Origin of the sequence: Amycolatopsis sp. lyj-23, assembly GCF_046549135.1 — a bacterium.
Classification (GTDB): Bacteria; Actinomycetota; Actinomycetes; order Mycobacteriales; family Pseudonocardiaceae; genus Amycolatopsis.
In genome coordinates, this window is record NZ_JAJPWN010000001.1 from 358,508 (window position 1) to 372,556 (window position 14,049).

At 70.8% G+C, this 14,049-nt stretch carries 16 protein-coding genes and 1 pseudogene; 8 read left to right on the forward strand and 9 right to left on the reverse strand.

The genetic code is table 11. The annotated features are described in order from the left end of the window. The 5 genes from ACLJPY_RS01665 to ACLJPY_RS01685 are packed head-to-tail and all read right to left on the reverse strand — an operon-like array spanning nt 1 to nt 3,131. Nucleotides 1–189, reverse strand: a complete 189-nt coding sequence (locus ACLJPY_RS01665; RefSeq protein ID WP_410586438.1) for a DUF6760 family protein — start codon at nt 187–189, stop codon at nt 1–3. Further along, nucleotides 183–611: a phage tail assembly protein gene (locus tag ACLJPY_RS01670; protein ID WP_410586171.1), complete on the reverse strand. Its 429-nt coding sequence runs from the start codon at nt 609–611 to the stop codon at nt 183–185. The genes ACLJPY_RS01665 and ACLJPY_RS01670 overlap by 7 nt, the downstream gene beginning before the upstream one ends. 34 nt (nt 612–645) lie before the next feature. Then, nucleotides 646–1,113, reverse strand: coding sequence for a phage tail protein (locus tag ACLJPY_RS01675; RefSeq protein WP_410586172.1), 468 nt, complete (start codon nt 1,111–1,113; stop codon nt 646–648). Between the two features lie 25 nt (nt 1,114–1,138). Continuing rightward, complete coding sequence (locus ACLJPY_RS01680; RefSeq protein ID WP_410586173.1) at nt 1,139–1,576, reverse strand: phage tail protein; 438 nt, start codon at nt 1,574–1,576, stop codon at nt 1,139–1,141. A gap of 10 nt (nt 1,577–1,586) precedes the next feature. Beyond that, a complete protein-coding gene (locus ACLJPY_RS01685) occupies nt 1,587–3,131 on the reverse strand; it encodes a phage tail sheath family protein (protein WP_410586174.1) in 1,545 nt (514 codons plus the stop codon). Nucleotides 3,132–3,441: 310 nt separating this feature from the next. Between ACLJPY_RS01685 and ACLJPY_RS01690 the strand changes: the two genes are divergently transcribed. The 4 genes from ACLJPY_RS01690 to ACLJPY_RS01705 all read left to right on the forward strand — a co-directional run bounded on the left by ACLJPY_RS01690 (nt 3,442) and on the right by ACLJPY_RS01705 (nt 7,965). After that, the gene (locus ACLJPY_RS01690; protein WP_410586175.1) at nt 3,442–4,587 is read left to right on the forward strand and encodes a peptidoglycan-binding domain-containing protein; all 1,146 of its coding nucleotides are present in this window, start codon (nt 3,442–3,444) and stop codon (nt 4,585–4,587) included. 35 nt (nt 4,588–4,622) lie between these two features. Further along, complete coding sequence (locus tag ACLJPY_RS01695; RefSeq protein WP_410586176.1) at nt 4,623–4,988, forward strand: hypothetical protein; 366 nt, start codon at nt 4,623–4,625, stop codon at nt 4,986–4,988. A 21-nt stretch (nt 4,989–5,009) separates the two neighbouring features. Further along, a complete protein-coding gene (locus ACLJPY_RS01700; RefSeq protein ID WP_410586177.1) occupies nt 5,010–7,475 on the forward strand; it encodes a hypothetical protein in 2,466 nt (821 codons plus the stop codon). A gap of 211 nt (nt 7,476–7,686) precedes the next feature. Next, nucleotides 7,687–7,965 (forward strand): TetR/AcrR family transcriptional regulator, encoded by a 279-nt coding sequence (locus ACLJPY_RS01705; RefSeq protein WP_410586178.1) that lies wholly within the window; start codon nt 7,687–7,689, stop codon nt 7,963–7,965. Nucleotides 7,966–7,985: 20 nt separating this feature from the next. On the opposite strand, the gene ACLJPY_RS01710 is transcribed toward ACLJPY_RS01705, so the two are convergent. Further along, nucleotides 7,986–8,564, reverse strand: a complete 579-nt coding sequence (locus ACLJPY_RS01710) for a TetR/AcrR family transcriptional regulator (protein ID WP_410586179.1) — start codon at nt 8,562–8,564, stop codon at nt 7,986–7,988. A gap of 62 nt (nt 8,565–8,626) precedes the next feature. Here ACLJPY_RS01710 and ACLJPY_RS01715 point away from each other — a divergent pair, with 62 nt between their 5' ends. Both ACLJPY_RS01715 and ACLJPY_RS01720 read left to right on the forward strand, forming a co-directional pair. Beyond that, on the forward strand, nt 8,627–9,508 hold the full coding sequence (locus tag ACLJPY_RS01715) for an oxidoreductase (protein WP_410586180.1): 882 nt from the start codon (nt 8,627–8,629) through the stop codon (nt 9,506–9,508). A gap of 260 nt (nt 9,509–9,768) precedes the next feature. Further along, nucleotides 9,769–11,211, forward strand: coding sequence for an FAD-dependent oxidoreductase (locus tag ACLJPY_RS01720; protein WP_410586181.1), 1,443 nt, complete (start codon nt 9,769–9,771; stop codon nt 11,209–11,211). Here the strand turns inward: ACLJPY_RS01720 and ACLJPY_RS01725 are convergent. The 3 genes and pseudogenes from ACLJPY_RS01725 to ACLJPY_RS01735 form a co-directional block, all read right to left on the reverse strand. After that, a pseudogene (locus ACLJPY_RS01725) lies at nt 11,165–11,314 on the reverse strand (acyl carrier protein); the annotation flags it as partial. The gene ACLJPY_RS01720 and the pseudogene ACLJPY_RS01725 sit on opposite strands and share 47 nt — an antisense overlap. Beyond that, nucleotides 11,286–11,429: a hypothetical protein gene (locus ACLJPY_RS01730; protein WP_410586182.1), complete on the reverse strand. Its 144-nt coding sequence runs from the start codon at nt 11,427–11,429 to the stop codon at nt 11,286–11,288. The gene ACLJPY_RS01730 and the pseudogene ACLJPY_RS01725, both read right to left, overlap by 29 nt. Before the next feature lie 108 nt (nt 11,430–11,537). Next, nucleotides 11,538–12,401 carry a LysR family transcriptional regulator gene (locus tag ACLJPY_RS01735; RefSeq protein WP_410586183.1) on the reverse strand — a complete coding sequence of 288 codons (864 nt, stop codon included), beginning with the start codon at nt 12,399–12,401 and terminating at the stop codon, nt 11,538–11,540. A gap of 141 nt (nt 12,402–12,542) precedes the next feature. Between ACLJPY_RS01735 and ACLJPY_RS01740 the strand changes: the two genes are divergently transcribed. Further along, entirely contained in the window at nt 12,543–13,400 is an 858-nt protein-coding gene (locus tag ACLJPY_RS01740; RefSeq protein WP_410586184.1) for an NAD-dependent epimerase/dehydratase family protein, read from the forward strand. Nucleotides 13,401–13,414: 14 nt separating this feature from the next. Beyond that, nucleotides 13,415–14,041: an alpha/beta hydrolase gene (locus ACLJPY_RS01745; RefSeq protein WP_410586185.1), complete on the forward strand. Its 627-nt coding sequence runs from the start codon at nt 13,415–13,417 to the stop codon at nt 14,039–14,041. Nucleotides 14,042–14,049 lie beyond the last annotated feature (8 nt).

The following is a 14,049-nucleotide window of genomic DNA, read 5'->3' on the forward strand; positions in this document are numbered from 1 at the left end:
CTAGATCGGGTCTGAACCGGCCGGCGGGCTGTCACCGGTGTTGAGCTGCTCGTTGATCCGGCCGACCTCCGCGATCACCCGCGTGCGCGAGTGGTGGTCGAGGCCGGCGAGCTCGCCGAACGGCCAGTGCAGGTAGTAGGCGAGGTACGTGATCTCCTCCCACAGCCGGGAGACCCCGTACGTCAGGATTCCCCCGGGGCATCACCGGCGATGTCCACCGCGAACTCGTGGCCGCAGGCGGGGCAGGCGACCTCGGCTTCGGTGTGCCCCTGCTGGTTGATCCGCCGGTACAGGTCCTGCAGGAAAGCCAGGTCCGAGGAGAACAGGCCCTCGATCACCGGAGCGTCCACGGTGGACAGCTCGCCCAGCCGGACCACCGTGCGTTCCAGCAGCAGCACCGTCAGGTACGCGGGGTTCTGCCGGACCCGCGGATCGACCTGCGTGCTGATCTCGTCCCGGGCCGTGGACAACCGCATGGCCCCTTCGCGGTGCACGCGGCCGTGCTCGTCGACGAAACCGCGGGGCAGCACGAACGGGAACTCGGTCCGCAGACCGGCGTCGGCGCTCGCCGCCGCCGGCACGGCGGCGAACGAGGTTTCGGCGGGAAACATCGGCGGGGCACCCCTTCCGTCGGGATCCGGGCGATCAGCTGGTGGCCGGCGGGGTCACCACGATGCTCTCGCAGGTGACCTTGCACTCGATGGTGGCGACCGCCGAGTCACCGGCCTTCATGCCGCTGACCACCAGTTCCGAACACCAGGCGTGGTGCAGCGTGTAGACGATCTGCCCCTTGCCCTGTGCGTCCATGATGGTCAGCGTGCCGTCGCCGCGGGCGGTGGGATCGCCGTTGCGCGCCAGTGCGTGCCAGGCCATCAGCTTGGCGTTGCCGGACGCGTCCAGACCGCGCTTGAGGGTGATCGTCGGCGGTTCGGTCTTGCCGAACTGCTTGGTGTGGACGGTGTTGCCCTTGTCGTCGTTGTAGATGTACTCCTGGGAGCCCACCTTCGACGTGATGCCCTGCAGCTCGGAAAACGCGATGGTGCCGAGGTTGCTGAAGCTCAGGTAGAACCTGGCGGCGGAGATCACCTGGGCCTGGGTGGTCGCGGAGGTCATCGGGAACCGGTCCTTTCGGCGGCGGCTAGATCAGCAGCACCGCGTCGCATTCGATCGTCGTCTTCATCATCACCACGTTGGACGACCCGGCCGTGGCCGGATCGAGGTCCAGCTTCGCGCACCAGGCGTTCTCCAGCAGGACGTTGGCGGTCACCGTGCCGGCGGCGTCCATGATGGTGAAGGTGGCGGGCACCTTCGCCAGCGGCGAGTTCACCCGGGCCAGGGCGTGCCAGGCGAACAGCTGCCCGAACCCCGTCGCGTCCAGTGCCCGTTTCAGCGTGACGGACGGCGGTTTCGGCCGGCCGAACTGCTTGGTGTGGATGTTCCCGAGCTTGCCGTTGTAGGAGTACTCCTGGTGTTCGACCGTCGAGCTGAACCCCGCCAGTTCGGAGAAGCCCAGCCCGGCCGCCCAGCCTTCGCAGGTGATGAGGAACCGCGCGGCGCTGACGTACTGCCCGGTCATCGCCCGTCCTTCACTCCTGCAGCGCGGTGCCCTCGGCGTACTGGGACAGCCGGAACACCACGAACTCGGCCGGTTTCACCGGGGCGATGCCGATGTCCACGGTCAGCACGCCGGCGTCCCGGTTCTCCGGCGGGTTGTTCTCCGCGTCGCACTTGACGTAGAACGCCTGCTCGGGTGTGTCGCCGAACAGCGCGCCGCTGCGCCAGACGCGGCGCAGGAACATGTTGATGGTCCGGTGCACCGAGCTCCACAGGTACTGGTCGTTCGGTTCGAAGACCACCCAGTTCGTGCCGTTGAGGATCGACTTCTCGACGTAGTTGAACAACCGCCGCACGTTCAGGTACCGCCATTCCGGGTCGCTGGAGAGCGTGCGGGCCCCCCAGATCCGGATGCCCTGGCCGGGGAACGACCGGATGCAGTTGACGCCGACCGGGTTCAGCGTGTCGTGTTCCCGGCGGGTCAGCCCGGACGGCAGGTCGAGCACGCCGCGCAGCACCTCGTTGGCCGGGGCCTTGTGCACTCCGCGCGTGTCGTCGTTGCGGGCCCAGACCCCGGCCACGTGGCCGCACGGCGGCACGGTCATCGGCCGCCCGTCCTGCCCCATGATGGTCAGCCACGGCCAGTACAGCGTCGCGTACTTCGAGTCGTAGCCGGCGTCGTTCATCCGCCAGTCCTTCAGCCGCTGCGGCCGGAGGTCCGGCAGCGGGTCGAGGATGGCGACCCGGTCCGACATCAGCTCGCAGTGCGCGATCATGGCCAGCTGCACCGCCTTGACGCCGTCGGCGTCGAGGATGCCCCGCTGGTAGGCGCTCATGAGGTCGGGCACGCACAGCATGGTGATGTCGTCGATCGCCTCCAGCCCGGCGAACCCGGTGCGGTCCCCGGCGTCGCCCACGTAGTCGTCGGGACCGACCGGGACCGGCTCGGCCGCCTCTCCTCCGCTGAGCGTCACCGCGGTGCCCTTCGCCGGCACCGCGAGCGTCCCCGCCTTGGTCTCCTCGATGGTGATCAGCTTGGACTGCCGGACGGCGGTGGCCACGTTGGCCGGACCACGCCGCACGGTCACGTTGTCGTAGATCTCCTCCACCCCGTGCGCGCGGACCACGAGCTTGAAGGTGTCCTCCCCCGGCTCGGAGGCGTCCTGCACGTCGACGACGACCTTGTTGCCCGCCGGGCCCGGTTCGCGGGCGCGCACGACCAGCGGCCGCCCACCGGCCCCGGCGAGTTCCGCGGCCGCCGCGCGCCCGGCTTCCAGCCGTGGCGGCCCGGCACCGTCCGCGCCGGCTTCGCCGTCCGCGCCGATCCGGACCACGTAGGCCGCGCCGCCGCCGTTGAGGAAGAAGCCGTACACGGAGTGGGCCAGGTAACCGCCGTCGACGAAGCCGCCGAACGTCTGGCCGAACTGGGTCCAGTTGGTGACCAGCACCGGCTCGTCGACCGGCCCCCGCTCGGCGAACCCGACGAACCCGGCGACCGCGGTGCCCACGCCCTCGATCGGCTTCGAGCCGGAGGACAGTTCCTCGGTGTAGACGCCAGGCGACAGGTAGTTGGGCATCGCGGCCTCCCGTGGGGTTTCGATGGTGTCCACTGTGGCCGCGGACCCGGGTGATCGCGCAGAAGCCGACGGGCCATCCATCGCGCACCCCGGTGCGCGAACGCGCAGGCCCCTCCAGGCAAACCCGCTCGCCCGGACGCCCGTGCCCGAACGGGAACCCCTGCTCGCCTTCTTACCCCGGCAGCCGTCGCCCCGGCCGGGCACGGACGCCCAGGATGACGTGAACCCAACCGGGCTCGTGCCGAGGTGGCGCACCTGGACGTGCCCCGTTCGCCGCGAGGACGGCCCACAAGCGAGGAGTGGTTGTCACATGGACAAAAGCATGCTCGACCGGGTGATGACGGCGTTGTCCTCGGTGGAGGAGAACACCTGCCGGAAGTGGCTCGCCCTGGTCCGCGCGGATCTCGCCGACGTCCTCGACTGGACCGAGTTCAAGAGCGACACCGTGCCGACGGCAGGCAGTGACGCCGGCCTGAGCGACGCGGCCGGTGCCGCGTTCGTCCAGGCCCTCGAGAACAGCTCCTCGGATCCGCTCGCGGAACTGGAGTCGATGTTCTCCCAGTGGTCCGACGACCAGCTGGTGGCGGCCCGCCGGCCGGCCGGCGGGGCGGCACGGTTCGCCGGGGAGGTGCTGAGCCGCATCCCGGAGTGGTTCACCGGCTCACCGGAGCACTGGGCCACGTTGCGCCCGTGGCTGCTCGACGCGGCCGGGCGGGCCGGGCTCGCCGTCGAGGCGAGCCGCTTCGCCGGGGAGGTCGACGCCGCCGCGGACAAGCGGGCGGTGTTCGCCGGGTACGGCGTCGTCCTCGCGGGTGGCGCACCCGCGGACCCGGGCGCCGGCCGGACCGAGGACGTGCCCGGGTTCACCCGTGCGGTGCTGAGCCAGGTCCCCGGCGGTTTCACCGGTTCGGCGGAGCACTGGGAAAGGTTGCGGCCGTGGTTGCTGGACACGGCGGCGCGCGCCGGGTTCACCGCCGAGGCGGCCCGGTTCGCCGGAGAGGTCGACGCCGCGGCCGACAAGCCCGCGGTGTTCACCGAGTACGGCGTCACGCTCGCCGGCGCGCCCGCACCCGCGCTCGCCGGGACAGCCGCACCCGCCGGGGCACCCGCCGAGCAGAGCACCGAGCCGGAGTCGCTGGCGGACCTGCTGGCCGACGTCGAGAACGATCCCGACCTCGCGCCGGAGACCCCGGCCGAGACGGAGCAGCGGCTCGCCGCCGCGGAAGCCGCCGACGTGGACGCGGCCGGCCGGCCGGTGCTGGACGACACCGACCTGGACGGCGACCTGTCGGAGAAGGTGCGGCTGGCGCAGGAGCAGCTCGGGCTCGTCCCCGACGGCGTGGTCGGCGAGAAGACCTGGGCGGCGTTCATCGCGAAGGTCGGCACGGACTTCGCCGACGAGATCGGCGAAGACGAGGAAGCCGACGCCGAGGCCAGCGAAGAAGTCTCCGTCTGATCCGACCGACTACAGGAACACCGAGGTGATTTGACGTGTCCGAACCCACGAGCAACGAGGGAAGCGCCGCGGCCGGCGAGCCCGAAGAACTGGCGCAGCAGTGGCTGGACCACGAACTGAGCGCTTATCAGGACGCTCAGGCCGGCAACCTGGACAGCGCCATCGAGAAGTGGAACGCCATCCTCGCCGACGACCGGCAGCGGACGTTCTTCGCCGAAGGCGGCGACGGCGGCACCCCCGACGGCCCGCTGCAGGAGATCGCCGCCGGCCTCGCCGACGCGTACCTGCGCAAGGCCGGTCAGGACGGCGACGACGGCAGCCGGGCCAAGGCCATGGCCCTGGTCGACGAGTACCACCTCGAGCTGACCCCGGCCGGCGACAACGCCGGGCCGAACCTCTGATGCCCGCAGGAGAGTGAGCCCATGTCCCAACCCGTCGCGACGCAGCAGCAGTCCTGGTGGGCCGATCTGAGTGCGCAGCAGTTCCGGCTCATCGTGGAGAGCGCGGTCGCCATCCCCGGCATCGACGACATCCTGCCGACCGACGACGTGTCGGTCGGGCGGGTGCTCCCCGACCGCGTCCCGGACGACGTGGCCACGGTGTTTTCGGCGAGCATGCGGCCCGAGGCGTTCCGGCACGCGTACTGGAACGCGTTCCGCGCCTACGTGGCCGCGCACCCGGAAGCCGGCGACGACGGCAAGCGGGGTGTCGTCAAACGATGGCCGCTGCTGACCAACCTGGAACCGCAATCCGACCGGCAGACCGCCGCCCGCAAGCAGCTGCTGACGAACCTCGGTCCGCGGTACAAGAACTTCCGGCGCGAGCTGATCAAGCTGTGCACCAAGATCGGCAAGGTCGTCAACGACGAGAGCGTCACCGGGGAGCGCAAGCCGGGCCGCGTCTGGCTGCGCCACCAGGGAATCGACCCGCTGGTCAAGGTCGGCGGGAAGAAGGTCTACCGCACCGCCGAGGGTTACCTGGCCCACAAGCGCGGGCCGGTGCAGCTCACCTCCGGGGGCCGGGGCCGGGAGGACTGGATGATCATGATCGACCGGGCCACCCGGCACGTGCAGACCATGGAAGCCACCGAGGACGCCGTCAAGGGACTGCTGGGCAAGTACGGCGACGAGGACGGCAACTTCGAACCGGCCGAGGCCTGGAACGTCATCACCGAGGTGCGCGACATGATGCTCGCCATGAAGGCCGCGAGCCTCGACGAGACGTTCCGCGGCGCTGTGGCCAACGCGTACGAGGTGTGGTTCAAGGCGGCGGACAAGGCGCACGGCAAGTTCGCCGAGATCCCCCGGTACGCGGCCGGCCGGATCGAAGGCACCATGGTGATCCTCCGGTCGAAATCGGCCGGTGTCACCGAGTTCTGCGCCACCACGTTCCCGAAGTTCGCCGACGCGCACAAGGCGGAGATCCAGGGCGGGAAGTTCACCGACCTGGACGCGTACGAGGAGTTCCTGGTCGACGCGGCGAGCGTGCTGCAGCAGTACCTGAACGCCTTCCAGAGCGTTTACGACGCCATTGTGGACGGTGGGCAGCAGTTCTACGACTGGCTGTGCGCGTGGACCAAGGAGCAGAAGGAGAAGGGGCTCCGCACCGAGCACGTGTGGGTCTGGGCCTGTTGCGAAGCGGCGAAGCTGACCCTGCAGGCCGCGTCCCTCGCCGCGGGGCTCACGTTCACGGTGCTCAGCATGGGCACGGCGGCCGTGATCAGCGCCCCGCTGTTCGTCGGCGCCGACGTCCTGTGCGAGAAGCTGACGGACAAGATCAAGCAACGCTTCATCGACGAGGACATCGAAGCGCTGGACAAGCGGGCACGAGCCGCCGAGTACCTCGGCGAGGAGTACCGCACCGCCGGAGAACGGGTGCTGGGCAAGGCGTACGGCGTGTACGAGAAGGTGGCGAAGGGCGGCAAGGCGCTCGAAACGCTGGACGAGTGGCGCGAGCGGGCGGCGGTGGCCGTGGAGGTGACCGGCGCGATCGCCGAGAAGATCCAGGAAGCCATCGACGCCGAAGGGCTGGAAAAGCTCAAGGAGGGCCAGGAGCTCCTGGAGAAGATCACCGACCCGGCGAAGGCCCTGGGCACCCAGGCGGACATCATCACCGGCGGCGTGGTCGGCGGCCTGAAGCTCGGCATCGCCGTGGTGGGCGACACGATCACGCTCGTGTGCCCGCCGAAGCTGACGAAGGTGGTCGGCGACGCGGGGGTCAAGGTCCTGGAGCGCGCCCTCGACCACGCGCTCGACGCGATGAGCGAGGAAGAACGTCAGACGCTGAAGGGCGAACTGCGCAAGAACAAGGCGCGGGAGGCGATGATCGTCAAGAAGGACCGGGACTTCACCCTCACCATCACCTTGCCCGACGGCACGCCGTGGCAGCCTAACGTGCGTCTGGACGAGAAGGGCCACACGGTCTGGGAGACGGGCGAGACCCTGGCGATCGTCCTCACGAGGAGCGCACCCCGCGCGATGGCCGCGCGGCTTCCGGGAGGCTGGGCACCGGACTTCGCCCAGTACATCTACGCCGTGCACAAGGACAGCACGGTGGCCGGCGACGACTACGACCCCGCCGACGCCGACCAGGCGGCCATCGTCCGGTTCGGCTTCACGGACTTCTGGGACGCGGCCGACGACAACGGCACGATCGAGAAGCAGGTGTACGTGGTGCACTCCGTGCAGGGCCAGCCGCTCAAGAAGGACGGCAGCCCGTGGGGTTCGGCGCAGTCGTACCAGGAAGTGCAGGTGACGGTCGAGGGCAAGGTCAGCTACGTCGGCCCCACCCGGGCTTCGGTGAAGCACCGCCCGCGGACCAAGATCCGGCGCAAGGGCGTCAAGCAGGTGACGAAGCTCGTCGACGTGGTGCTGACGTCGGGCAACTGACCGGAGAGCGCTGCCGTCCCGGCCGGTACCGGGACGGCAGCCACCGCGTCCGGCGCCTCTTCGGCGGCGAGTGCAGACAGACCCGACCCTGTCTTCGATGTGGGACCGGCCGCTTTGAGTTCCGATCGGTGCAGAACACTATTCGCAGACTGCAACGTTCGGCCGCCCCAGGGAGTTCGACGTCGAAGAGGCGCTCGAGCGCGCCACGCAGGTGTTCTGGGCTCGGGGGTACGACGGCAGGAGCCTGACGGATCTGACCGGGGCCATGGGGATCACCAAGTCGAGCATGTATGCCGCGTTCGGCGACAAGGAGCAGCTCTTCCGCAAGGCCGTGAAGCGCTACGCCGAAGGGCCGGCCTCCTACGCCACGCGCGCCCTGCGCGAACGGCACGAGGGGCGGCCGAGGCGTTCCTCCGCGGAGCCGTCCGGACCACGACAACGCCCGGCGCCCCGGCCGGCTGCCTGTCCGTCCAGGGCGCACTGGCGCTGAGCAAGCAGGGCCGTCCTGCGTCAGCTTCCGGAGAAGATCGCGACGACGTCGCGCAGCAGATCCTTGGCTGTCGCTTCGGCTATCCGCCCGGAAGTGGCGAACGCGGCGATTCCGTGCAGCATCGCGACGAACAGCATCTGCAGGCGTTCCGGATCGCCCTTCGGCAGCGTGCCGTCCCGCTGCGCGGCCTCGATGATCTCCCGCGTGGTGCCGAACAGCCGATCGGACGCCTCGATCAGCCCCGGTGACGGCTCGCTCTTCCGCGTCGTGAACATCAGGTCCAGCAACGCCGCATCGCGGAGGGCGAACTCCAGGTAGCCCGAAGCGACCGCGTGCAGCCTGGCTTCGCTGTCGTCTTCGCTGCGGTCGAGCACCGCGCGGGCCTCGGTGGCCAGCCGGTCGAAGCCGGCCTCGGCCAGTGCGTCCAGCAGCGCCCGCCGGTCGGGGAAGTGCCAGCGAGGGGCGGCGTGGCTCACCCCGGCTTCGCGGGCCAGGTCGCGGAGGGACAGGCCGTCGACGCCCTTTTCGCGCAGGACGCGCTGAGCTTCGTCGAGGAGCACGGTCCGCAGCCGGCCGTGGTGGTAGGAGCGCTCGGGCACGACCGGCAGCCTAACAGTAACTAGTCGTTGACTAGTTACTAGCCACTGACTAGTTTGGCGGCATGATCGATTTTTCTGTGTCCCACCTCCCCGATCTCACCGGCCGGCGCGTGATCGTGACCGGCGCCACCAGCGGCATCGGCCGGGCCACGGCTCGGGCGCTGGCCGGCGCGGGAGCCCGGGTGGTCCTCGCGGTGCGGAACCGTGCCAAGGGGGAAGCCGTCGCGACGAGGATGCCGGGCGCCGTCGAGGTGCGGGAGCTGGATCTGGGCGACCTCGCGTCGGTACGGGAATTCGCCGCGGGCTGGCGGGGTGACATCGACCTGCTGATCAACAACGCCGGCGTCGCGGCCCCCACCCTGCAGCGGACCGCGCAGGGGTTCGAGGCTGACTTCGGGGTCAACCACCTCGGCCACTTCGCCTTGACCCTGCTCTTGCTGGAGCACCTGACCGGCCGGGTCGTGACGGTCGCGTCGCAGGCCGAGCGCATGGGGCGGCTCGACTTCGACGACCTCGGCTGGGAGCGGCGGCCCTACCGGAAGTCGCGTGCGTACAACGACTCCAAGCTGGCGAACCTCCTGTTCACCGCCGAGCTGCACCGCCGGCTGGAGGCTGCGGGATCGGCGGTCGCGGCGCACGCGGCTCATCCGGGCCTCGTGGCGACCGACATCTACCACCGGCCCGGACCGCGCCGGGTATCCGGCGTCGTCACCGATCTCGTCGTCCGCATGCTCGCCCAGGACGCGGAACAAGGGGCGTTGCCGACGCTGTACGCGGCGGTCGCCGACATCCCGCCCGGCAGCTTCGCCGGTCCGGCGCGGTTCGCCCACATGCGCGGCGCACCGGAACTGATCAGCCGTTCGAGTGCTGCGCGCGACCCGGAACTGGCCGGCCACCTGTGGCGGGCGTCCGAGCGGCTCGTGGGTGTTCCGGCCCCGCTTTGACGAGCTCGTTCTTCCATCTCCTAAGCGACGTCCCGCTTCCGGCGATGAGCGTTGGGGCAGCGCGGTTGACCGAAAATCCCTTCGCCGGAACGCGATCGCAACCACGACCCGGAGCCGAGGGCTACTGTGCCCAGGTCGTGTTCCTCGACGGAACGCGAGCGGGCTCGGATCTTGTGGGGAGAGGTTCCGGTCATGGTCTTCGCTGTCATCGACGCCGCCGTCACCGCGGCCGGCCCGCGCTCGGCGGCGGGAGCCCGGTAGTGGCCGCGACAACGCCGGAGCCGTCCCGGGTGGAGCGGACGACGTGCTGCATCGTCGGCGGTGGCCCGGCCGGACTGGTGCTGGGCCTGCTGCTCGCCCGGGCCGGGGTGGACGTGACCGTGCTGGAGAAGCACGGCGACTTCCTGGATGACTTCCGCGGGGACACCGTCCACCCCGCCACCCGCGACCTGCTCGACGACCTCGGGCTGGGCGAGCGGTTCGCGAAGCTGCCCCAGTCGAAGGTCACCGAAGTGGTGCTTCCCGACGCCCGCGGGCGCACCCGGCGGATCGGGGACTTCGGAGCACTGCGGCGGTGGGGTGTGCGGCACCCGTACGTCACCATCGTCCCGCAGTGGGACCTGCTGACGTTGTTCGCCGACGCGGCTCGCGAAGAGCCGGGGTTCCGGTTGTGCACCGGCGTCACCGCGACCTCGTTGCTGACCGAAGACGACCGGGTGACCGGGGTCCGGCACCGCACGGTGAACGCCGACGGCGAGTTCGCCGACGGCGAGATCCGCGCGGACCTGACCGTGGCGTGCGACGGACGTGACTCCGTCCTGCGCGCCGCGTCCGGTCTCGAGGTGGCGGAGTCCGCCGTCCCGTTCGACACCTGGTGGTTCCGGCTCTCCCGCCGCGACGGCGAGCAGATCGGCGAGCTGACCCGCCGGCCGGGGCGGGGCCGGTTCGCCGTCGTCATCCCCCGGGAAAGCTACTTCCAGATCGGGTACGTCGCGCCCAAAGGCACCGACGCCCAGCTGCGCGTCCGGGGCATCGAGGCGTTCCGGGCCGACGTCGCGGAACTGCTGCCGGAGTACGCCGACCGGATCGGCGAACTCGTCACGATGGCCGACGTCAAGCACCTCGACGTGCGGCTCGACCGGCTGCGCCGGTGGCACGTCGAAGGGCTGCTGTGCCTCGGCGACGCCGCGCACGCGATGTCTCCGGTCGGCGGAATGGGGATCAACCTGGCCGTGCAGGACGCCGTGGCCGCGGCACGCATCCTGGCCGGACCGTTGCGCCGGGGTGACGTGCGCGGCACGGACCTGGACCGGGTCCGGCGCCGCCGCCTCCTGCCGACCGTGCTGGTCCAGGCCCTGCAGCGGGTCATGCACGCTGACCTCGCCCGGTCCTTGCGCGCCGGGAAGAGCGGCGGATCGGCGGGCCCGCTCCTCTGGGCCGCCCGGTGGCTGCCCTTCGTTCGCCTGGCGGCGACGTACCTGGTCGGCGTGGGGTTCCGGGTGGAGCGGGCGCCCGCTTTCGCCCGCCGTTCCCCGGGAAGTGGCGCGACGACGGGGGTACCGCTCGTCCAGGAATTCAACGCGCCGCCATCGCGCCGAGGTAGCGCGTCAGCGCCGCCGGTGTGGGATGGGTCCACAGGACGCTGGCGGGTAGCTCGATCCCGGTGCTCTGCTGCAGCTTCCCGCGGACGGCGATGCCCATGACCGAGTCCAGGCCGATTTCCGAAAACGGCCGTTCGGGCTCGATCCGGTGCTCCGGCTTCCGTCGCCACAACGCTCTAGTGTTCGAACAGCGCGCGGCGGCCACCCGGCGGCGTGGTCGGCTTGACCACCAGCGCGTAGCCGTCATCGGTGGTGTGCAGGCAGTCGCACACCCGCAGCGCCTCGGACGGCGTGATGTCCCCGAAGCCCGGGGCCTCCATGCTCTGGAGTCCGTTCGCACGCAAAGAGCGACCTCGTGCGCATCAACCGGGCCAATCCAACGGCCCAGCCACAAAGTGTTGTGCCCGTTCGGCGCGAATTGCCGAGAACTAAGGCACGAGGCTGGCCGCGGCGTCGAGGAAAGCGTCGATCAGCGGTGACCGGCGCGTCGCGAGCCAAGCCAGGCAAACGTGGTTCGGCCCGATGTCCTCGACCGGGATGCCGATCACGTCCGAGCGGGTGTAGAACGCCGCCGTCGACAGTGGGATGACGCTGATGCCCGCTCCGGCGGCCACCAGTTCCAGTTTCTCTTCGACGCTGTGGATGCGCGGGACTTCGGGGCGGTCCGGCTTGCGCAGTTCGAGGGCGATGTCCCGCCACTCCGGGACGGCGTCGGGGTCCTGCAGCAGGTGCTCGTCGGCGAGTTCGGTGACCGACACGGACTCCTTGCCGGCCAGCCGGTGCCCCGCGGGCACCATCACGACGCGGGGTTCGGTGAACAGCGGCCGGACGGTCAGGCCGCGCTGGTCGACCGGCAGCCTGATGATGCTGACGTCCACCCGGCCGTCGTGGACGACCTCGACCTGGTCGTGCCAGCTGGTGCGCAGCAGCCGGACGCTGACGTCCGGCCGCCGCCGGGCCAGTGCCTGCACTGCCGGGGTGACCACGATGCCCGGCATGAACCCGACCGTGAGCACCGGCTTCGCCTCGGCCGCGGCCGCGACCCTCCGGTGCACGGCCTCGGCCGCCGCCAGCAGGTCCCGGGCGTCGGCGAGGAGCTGTTCGCCCGCCGCGGTGAGGACCGTCGTCCGGCGGTCGCGGACGAACAGCGGCGTCTTCAGCTCGTCCTCGAGGGCGCGGATCTGCCGCGACAACGCCGGCTGGGCGATGTGCAGCCGCGCCGCCGCCCGCCCGAAGTGCAGCTCTTCGGCGACCGCGACGAAGTACCGCAGCTTCCGCAGGTCGAAGTCCACGTCGGCGCACCTCCCGTCACCCCCATCATCGCAGGTCCGTGATGCCGTCGCGGCATCACAGCGCGCGGAACGGGTCTTGGACGCGCCGCGGGTGCCCGGGTCACCGTGGAGGAGGAACGGAACACGAGTGATGGGACAGCGATGAAGATCTTCCTCACGGGCGGCTCGGGCTACATCGGCCGCGCGACGATCGGCGAGCTGGTGCGGCACGGGCACACCGTCGAGGCGCTCGCGCGCAGCGAGCGCGCCGAGGCGGCCGTGGTCGCCGCCGGGGCGAGCGCGGTCCGTGGTGGCCTCACCGACCTCGACGTGCTCAACCAGGCGGCGGCGCGGGCGGAAGCCGTGATCCACCTCGCTCAGGCCACCAGCGGCGAGGAGGACCTGGCGGCGGCCACCGCGATGCAGGACGGCGTCGGAGGCGGCACCTACGTGCACACCGGCGGCAGCTGGGTCTACGGCGACACCGACGGGGTCCAGGACGAGACCGCGCCGTGGAACCCGCCGGCGGTGGTGGCCTGGCGCAAAGCCGTCGAAGACGCGGTGCTCGCCCGGGCCGCCGACGGCGGACGGCCGGTCGTCGTCCAGCCCGGCCTCCTCTACGGCGGTGACAACCGCCTGATCGACATCTTCTTCGTCCAGCCGGGCAAGCAAAGCGGCGCGATCCCGTACATCGGCGACGGCACCAACCACTGGGCTTTGATCCACCTCGACGACCTCGCCCGGCTCTACGTGGCGGCGGTGTCCGCGCCGGCGGGCTCGGTGTACCTCGGCGTGGGCGGGGTCAACCCGACGGCCAAGGAGGTCGCCGAGGCCTGCGCCCACGCCGCCGGGCTCGACGGGAAGACCGTCTCCCTCGGCCTCGAGCAGGCCCGCGAGCAGATGGGCCCGATCGCCGACGCCTTCGCGCTCGACCAGCAGCTGACCTCGGCCAAGGCGCAGCGCGAGCTGGGGTGGACTCCCGTGCACACCGACCCGCTGAACGAGTTCGCCGCGGGATGAACCGGGAACCAGGCATGGACCGCGAAGCGGTGCTGTGGTCCGAAGAGGAGCGTGCACGCAGGTCACGGCCGTTGCTGGTGATGCTGCACGGCTGGAGCTACGACGAGACGCACCTGCACCGGCTGATCACGCCGCGCCTGCCGGACGAGGTCGTGGTCGCCTCGGTACGGGCGCGGATTCCCGAAGCCGGCGGGTACGCGTGGTTCCCCAGTGCGGGCAACCCGATCGGTGATCCTCGGCCGGCAGTGGCGAACGCCGCGGCGCTGGACGTGCTCTCGTGGCTGGAGACCATCGAGGCGCCGTCGATCGGGCTGCTCGGTTTTTCGCAGGGCGCCGCCATGGCGCACCAGCTCATGCGGTGGGCGCCGCACCGGTTCGCCTACTGCGTGAACCTGGCGGGGTTCGTCGTACGCGACGAGCAGCCCGGCGACGAATCGCTGAGCGTCACGCGGCCGCCCGTCTATTGGGGACGGGGCCGGGAGGACCGGGTCATCCCGGCCGGCGCGCTCGCGCGGACCGAGCGGTGGCTGGCTCGCCACGCCACCGCCGAGGTGCGCGTCCACCCCGGACTGGGCCACGACGTCCGCGGTCCGGAGATCGACGACGTCGCCGGCTTCGTCGGCAAGCAGATCCGCCAGTGAGTTGCCGA

Coding starts and splice junctions, on each gene's coding strand:
- ACLJPY_RS01730 (WP_410586182.1), bottom strand. CDS start 11,429: ATGGAGGCCCCGGGCTTCGGGGACATCACGCCGTCCGAGGCGCTGCGG.
- ACLJPY_RS01675 (WP_410586172.1), bottom strand. CDS start 1,113: ATGACCTCCGCGACCACCCAGGCCCAGGTGATCTCCGCCGCCAGGTTC.
- ACLJPY_RS01690 (WP_410586175.1), top strand. CDS start 3,442: ATGGACAAAAGCATGCTCGACCGGGTGATGACGGCGTTGTCCTCGGTG.
- ACLJPY_RS01680 (WP_410586173.1), bottom strand. CDS start 1,576: ATGACCGGGCAGTACGTCAGCGCCGCGCGGTTCCTCATCACCTGCGAA.
- ACLJPY_RS01685 (WP_410586174.1), bottom strand. CDS start 3,131: ATGCCCAACTACCTGTCGCCTGGCGTCTACACCGAGGAACTGTCCTCC.
- ACLJPY_RS01670 (WP_410586171.1), bottom strand. CDS start 611: ATGTTTCCCGCCGAAACCTCGTTCGCCGCCGTGCCGGCGGCGGCGAGC.
- ACLJPY_RS01700 (WP_410586177.1), top strand. CDS start 5,010: ATGTCCCAACCCGTCGCGACGCAGCAGCAGTCCTGGTGGGCCGATCTG.
- ACLJPY_RS01740 (WP_410586184.1), top strand. CDS start 12,543: ATGAAGATCTTCCTCACGGGCGGCTCGGGCTACATCGGCCGCGCGACG.
- ACLJPY_RS01745 (WP_410586185.1), top strand. CDS start 13,415: ATGGACCGCGAAGCGGTGCTGTGGTCCGAAGAGGAGCGTGCACGCAGG.
- ACLJPY_RS01715 (WP_410586180.1), top strand. CDS start 8,627: ATGATCGATTTTTCTGTGTCCCACCTCCCCGATCTCACCGGCCGGCGC.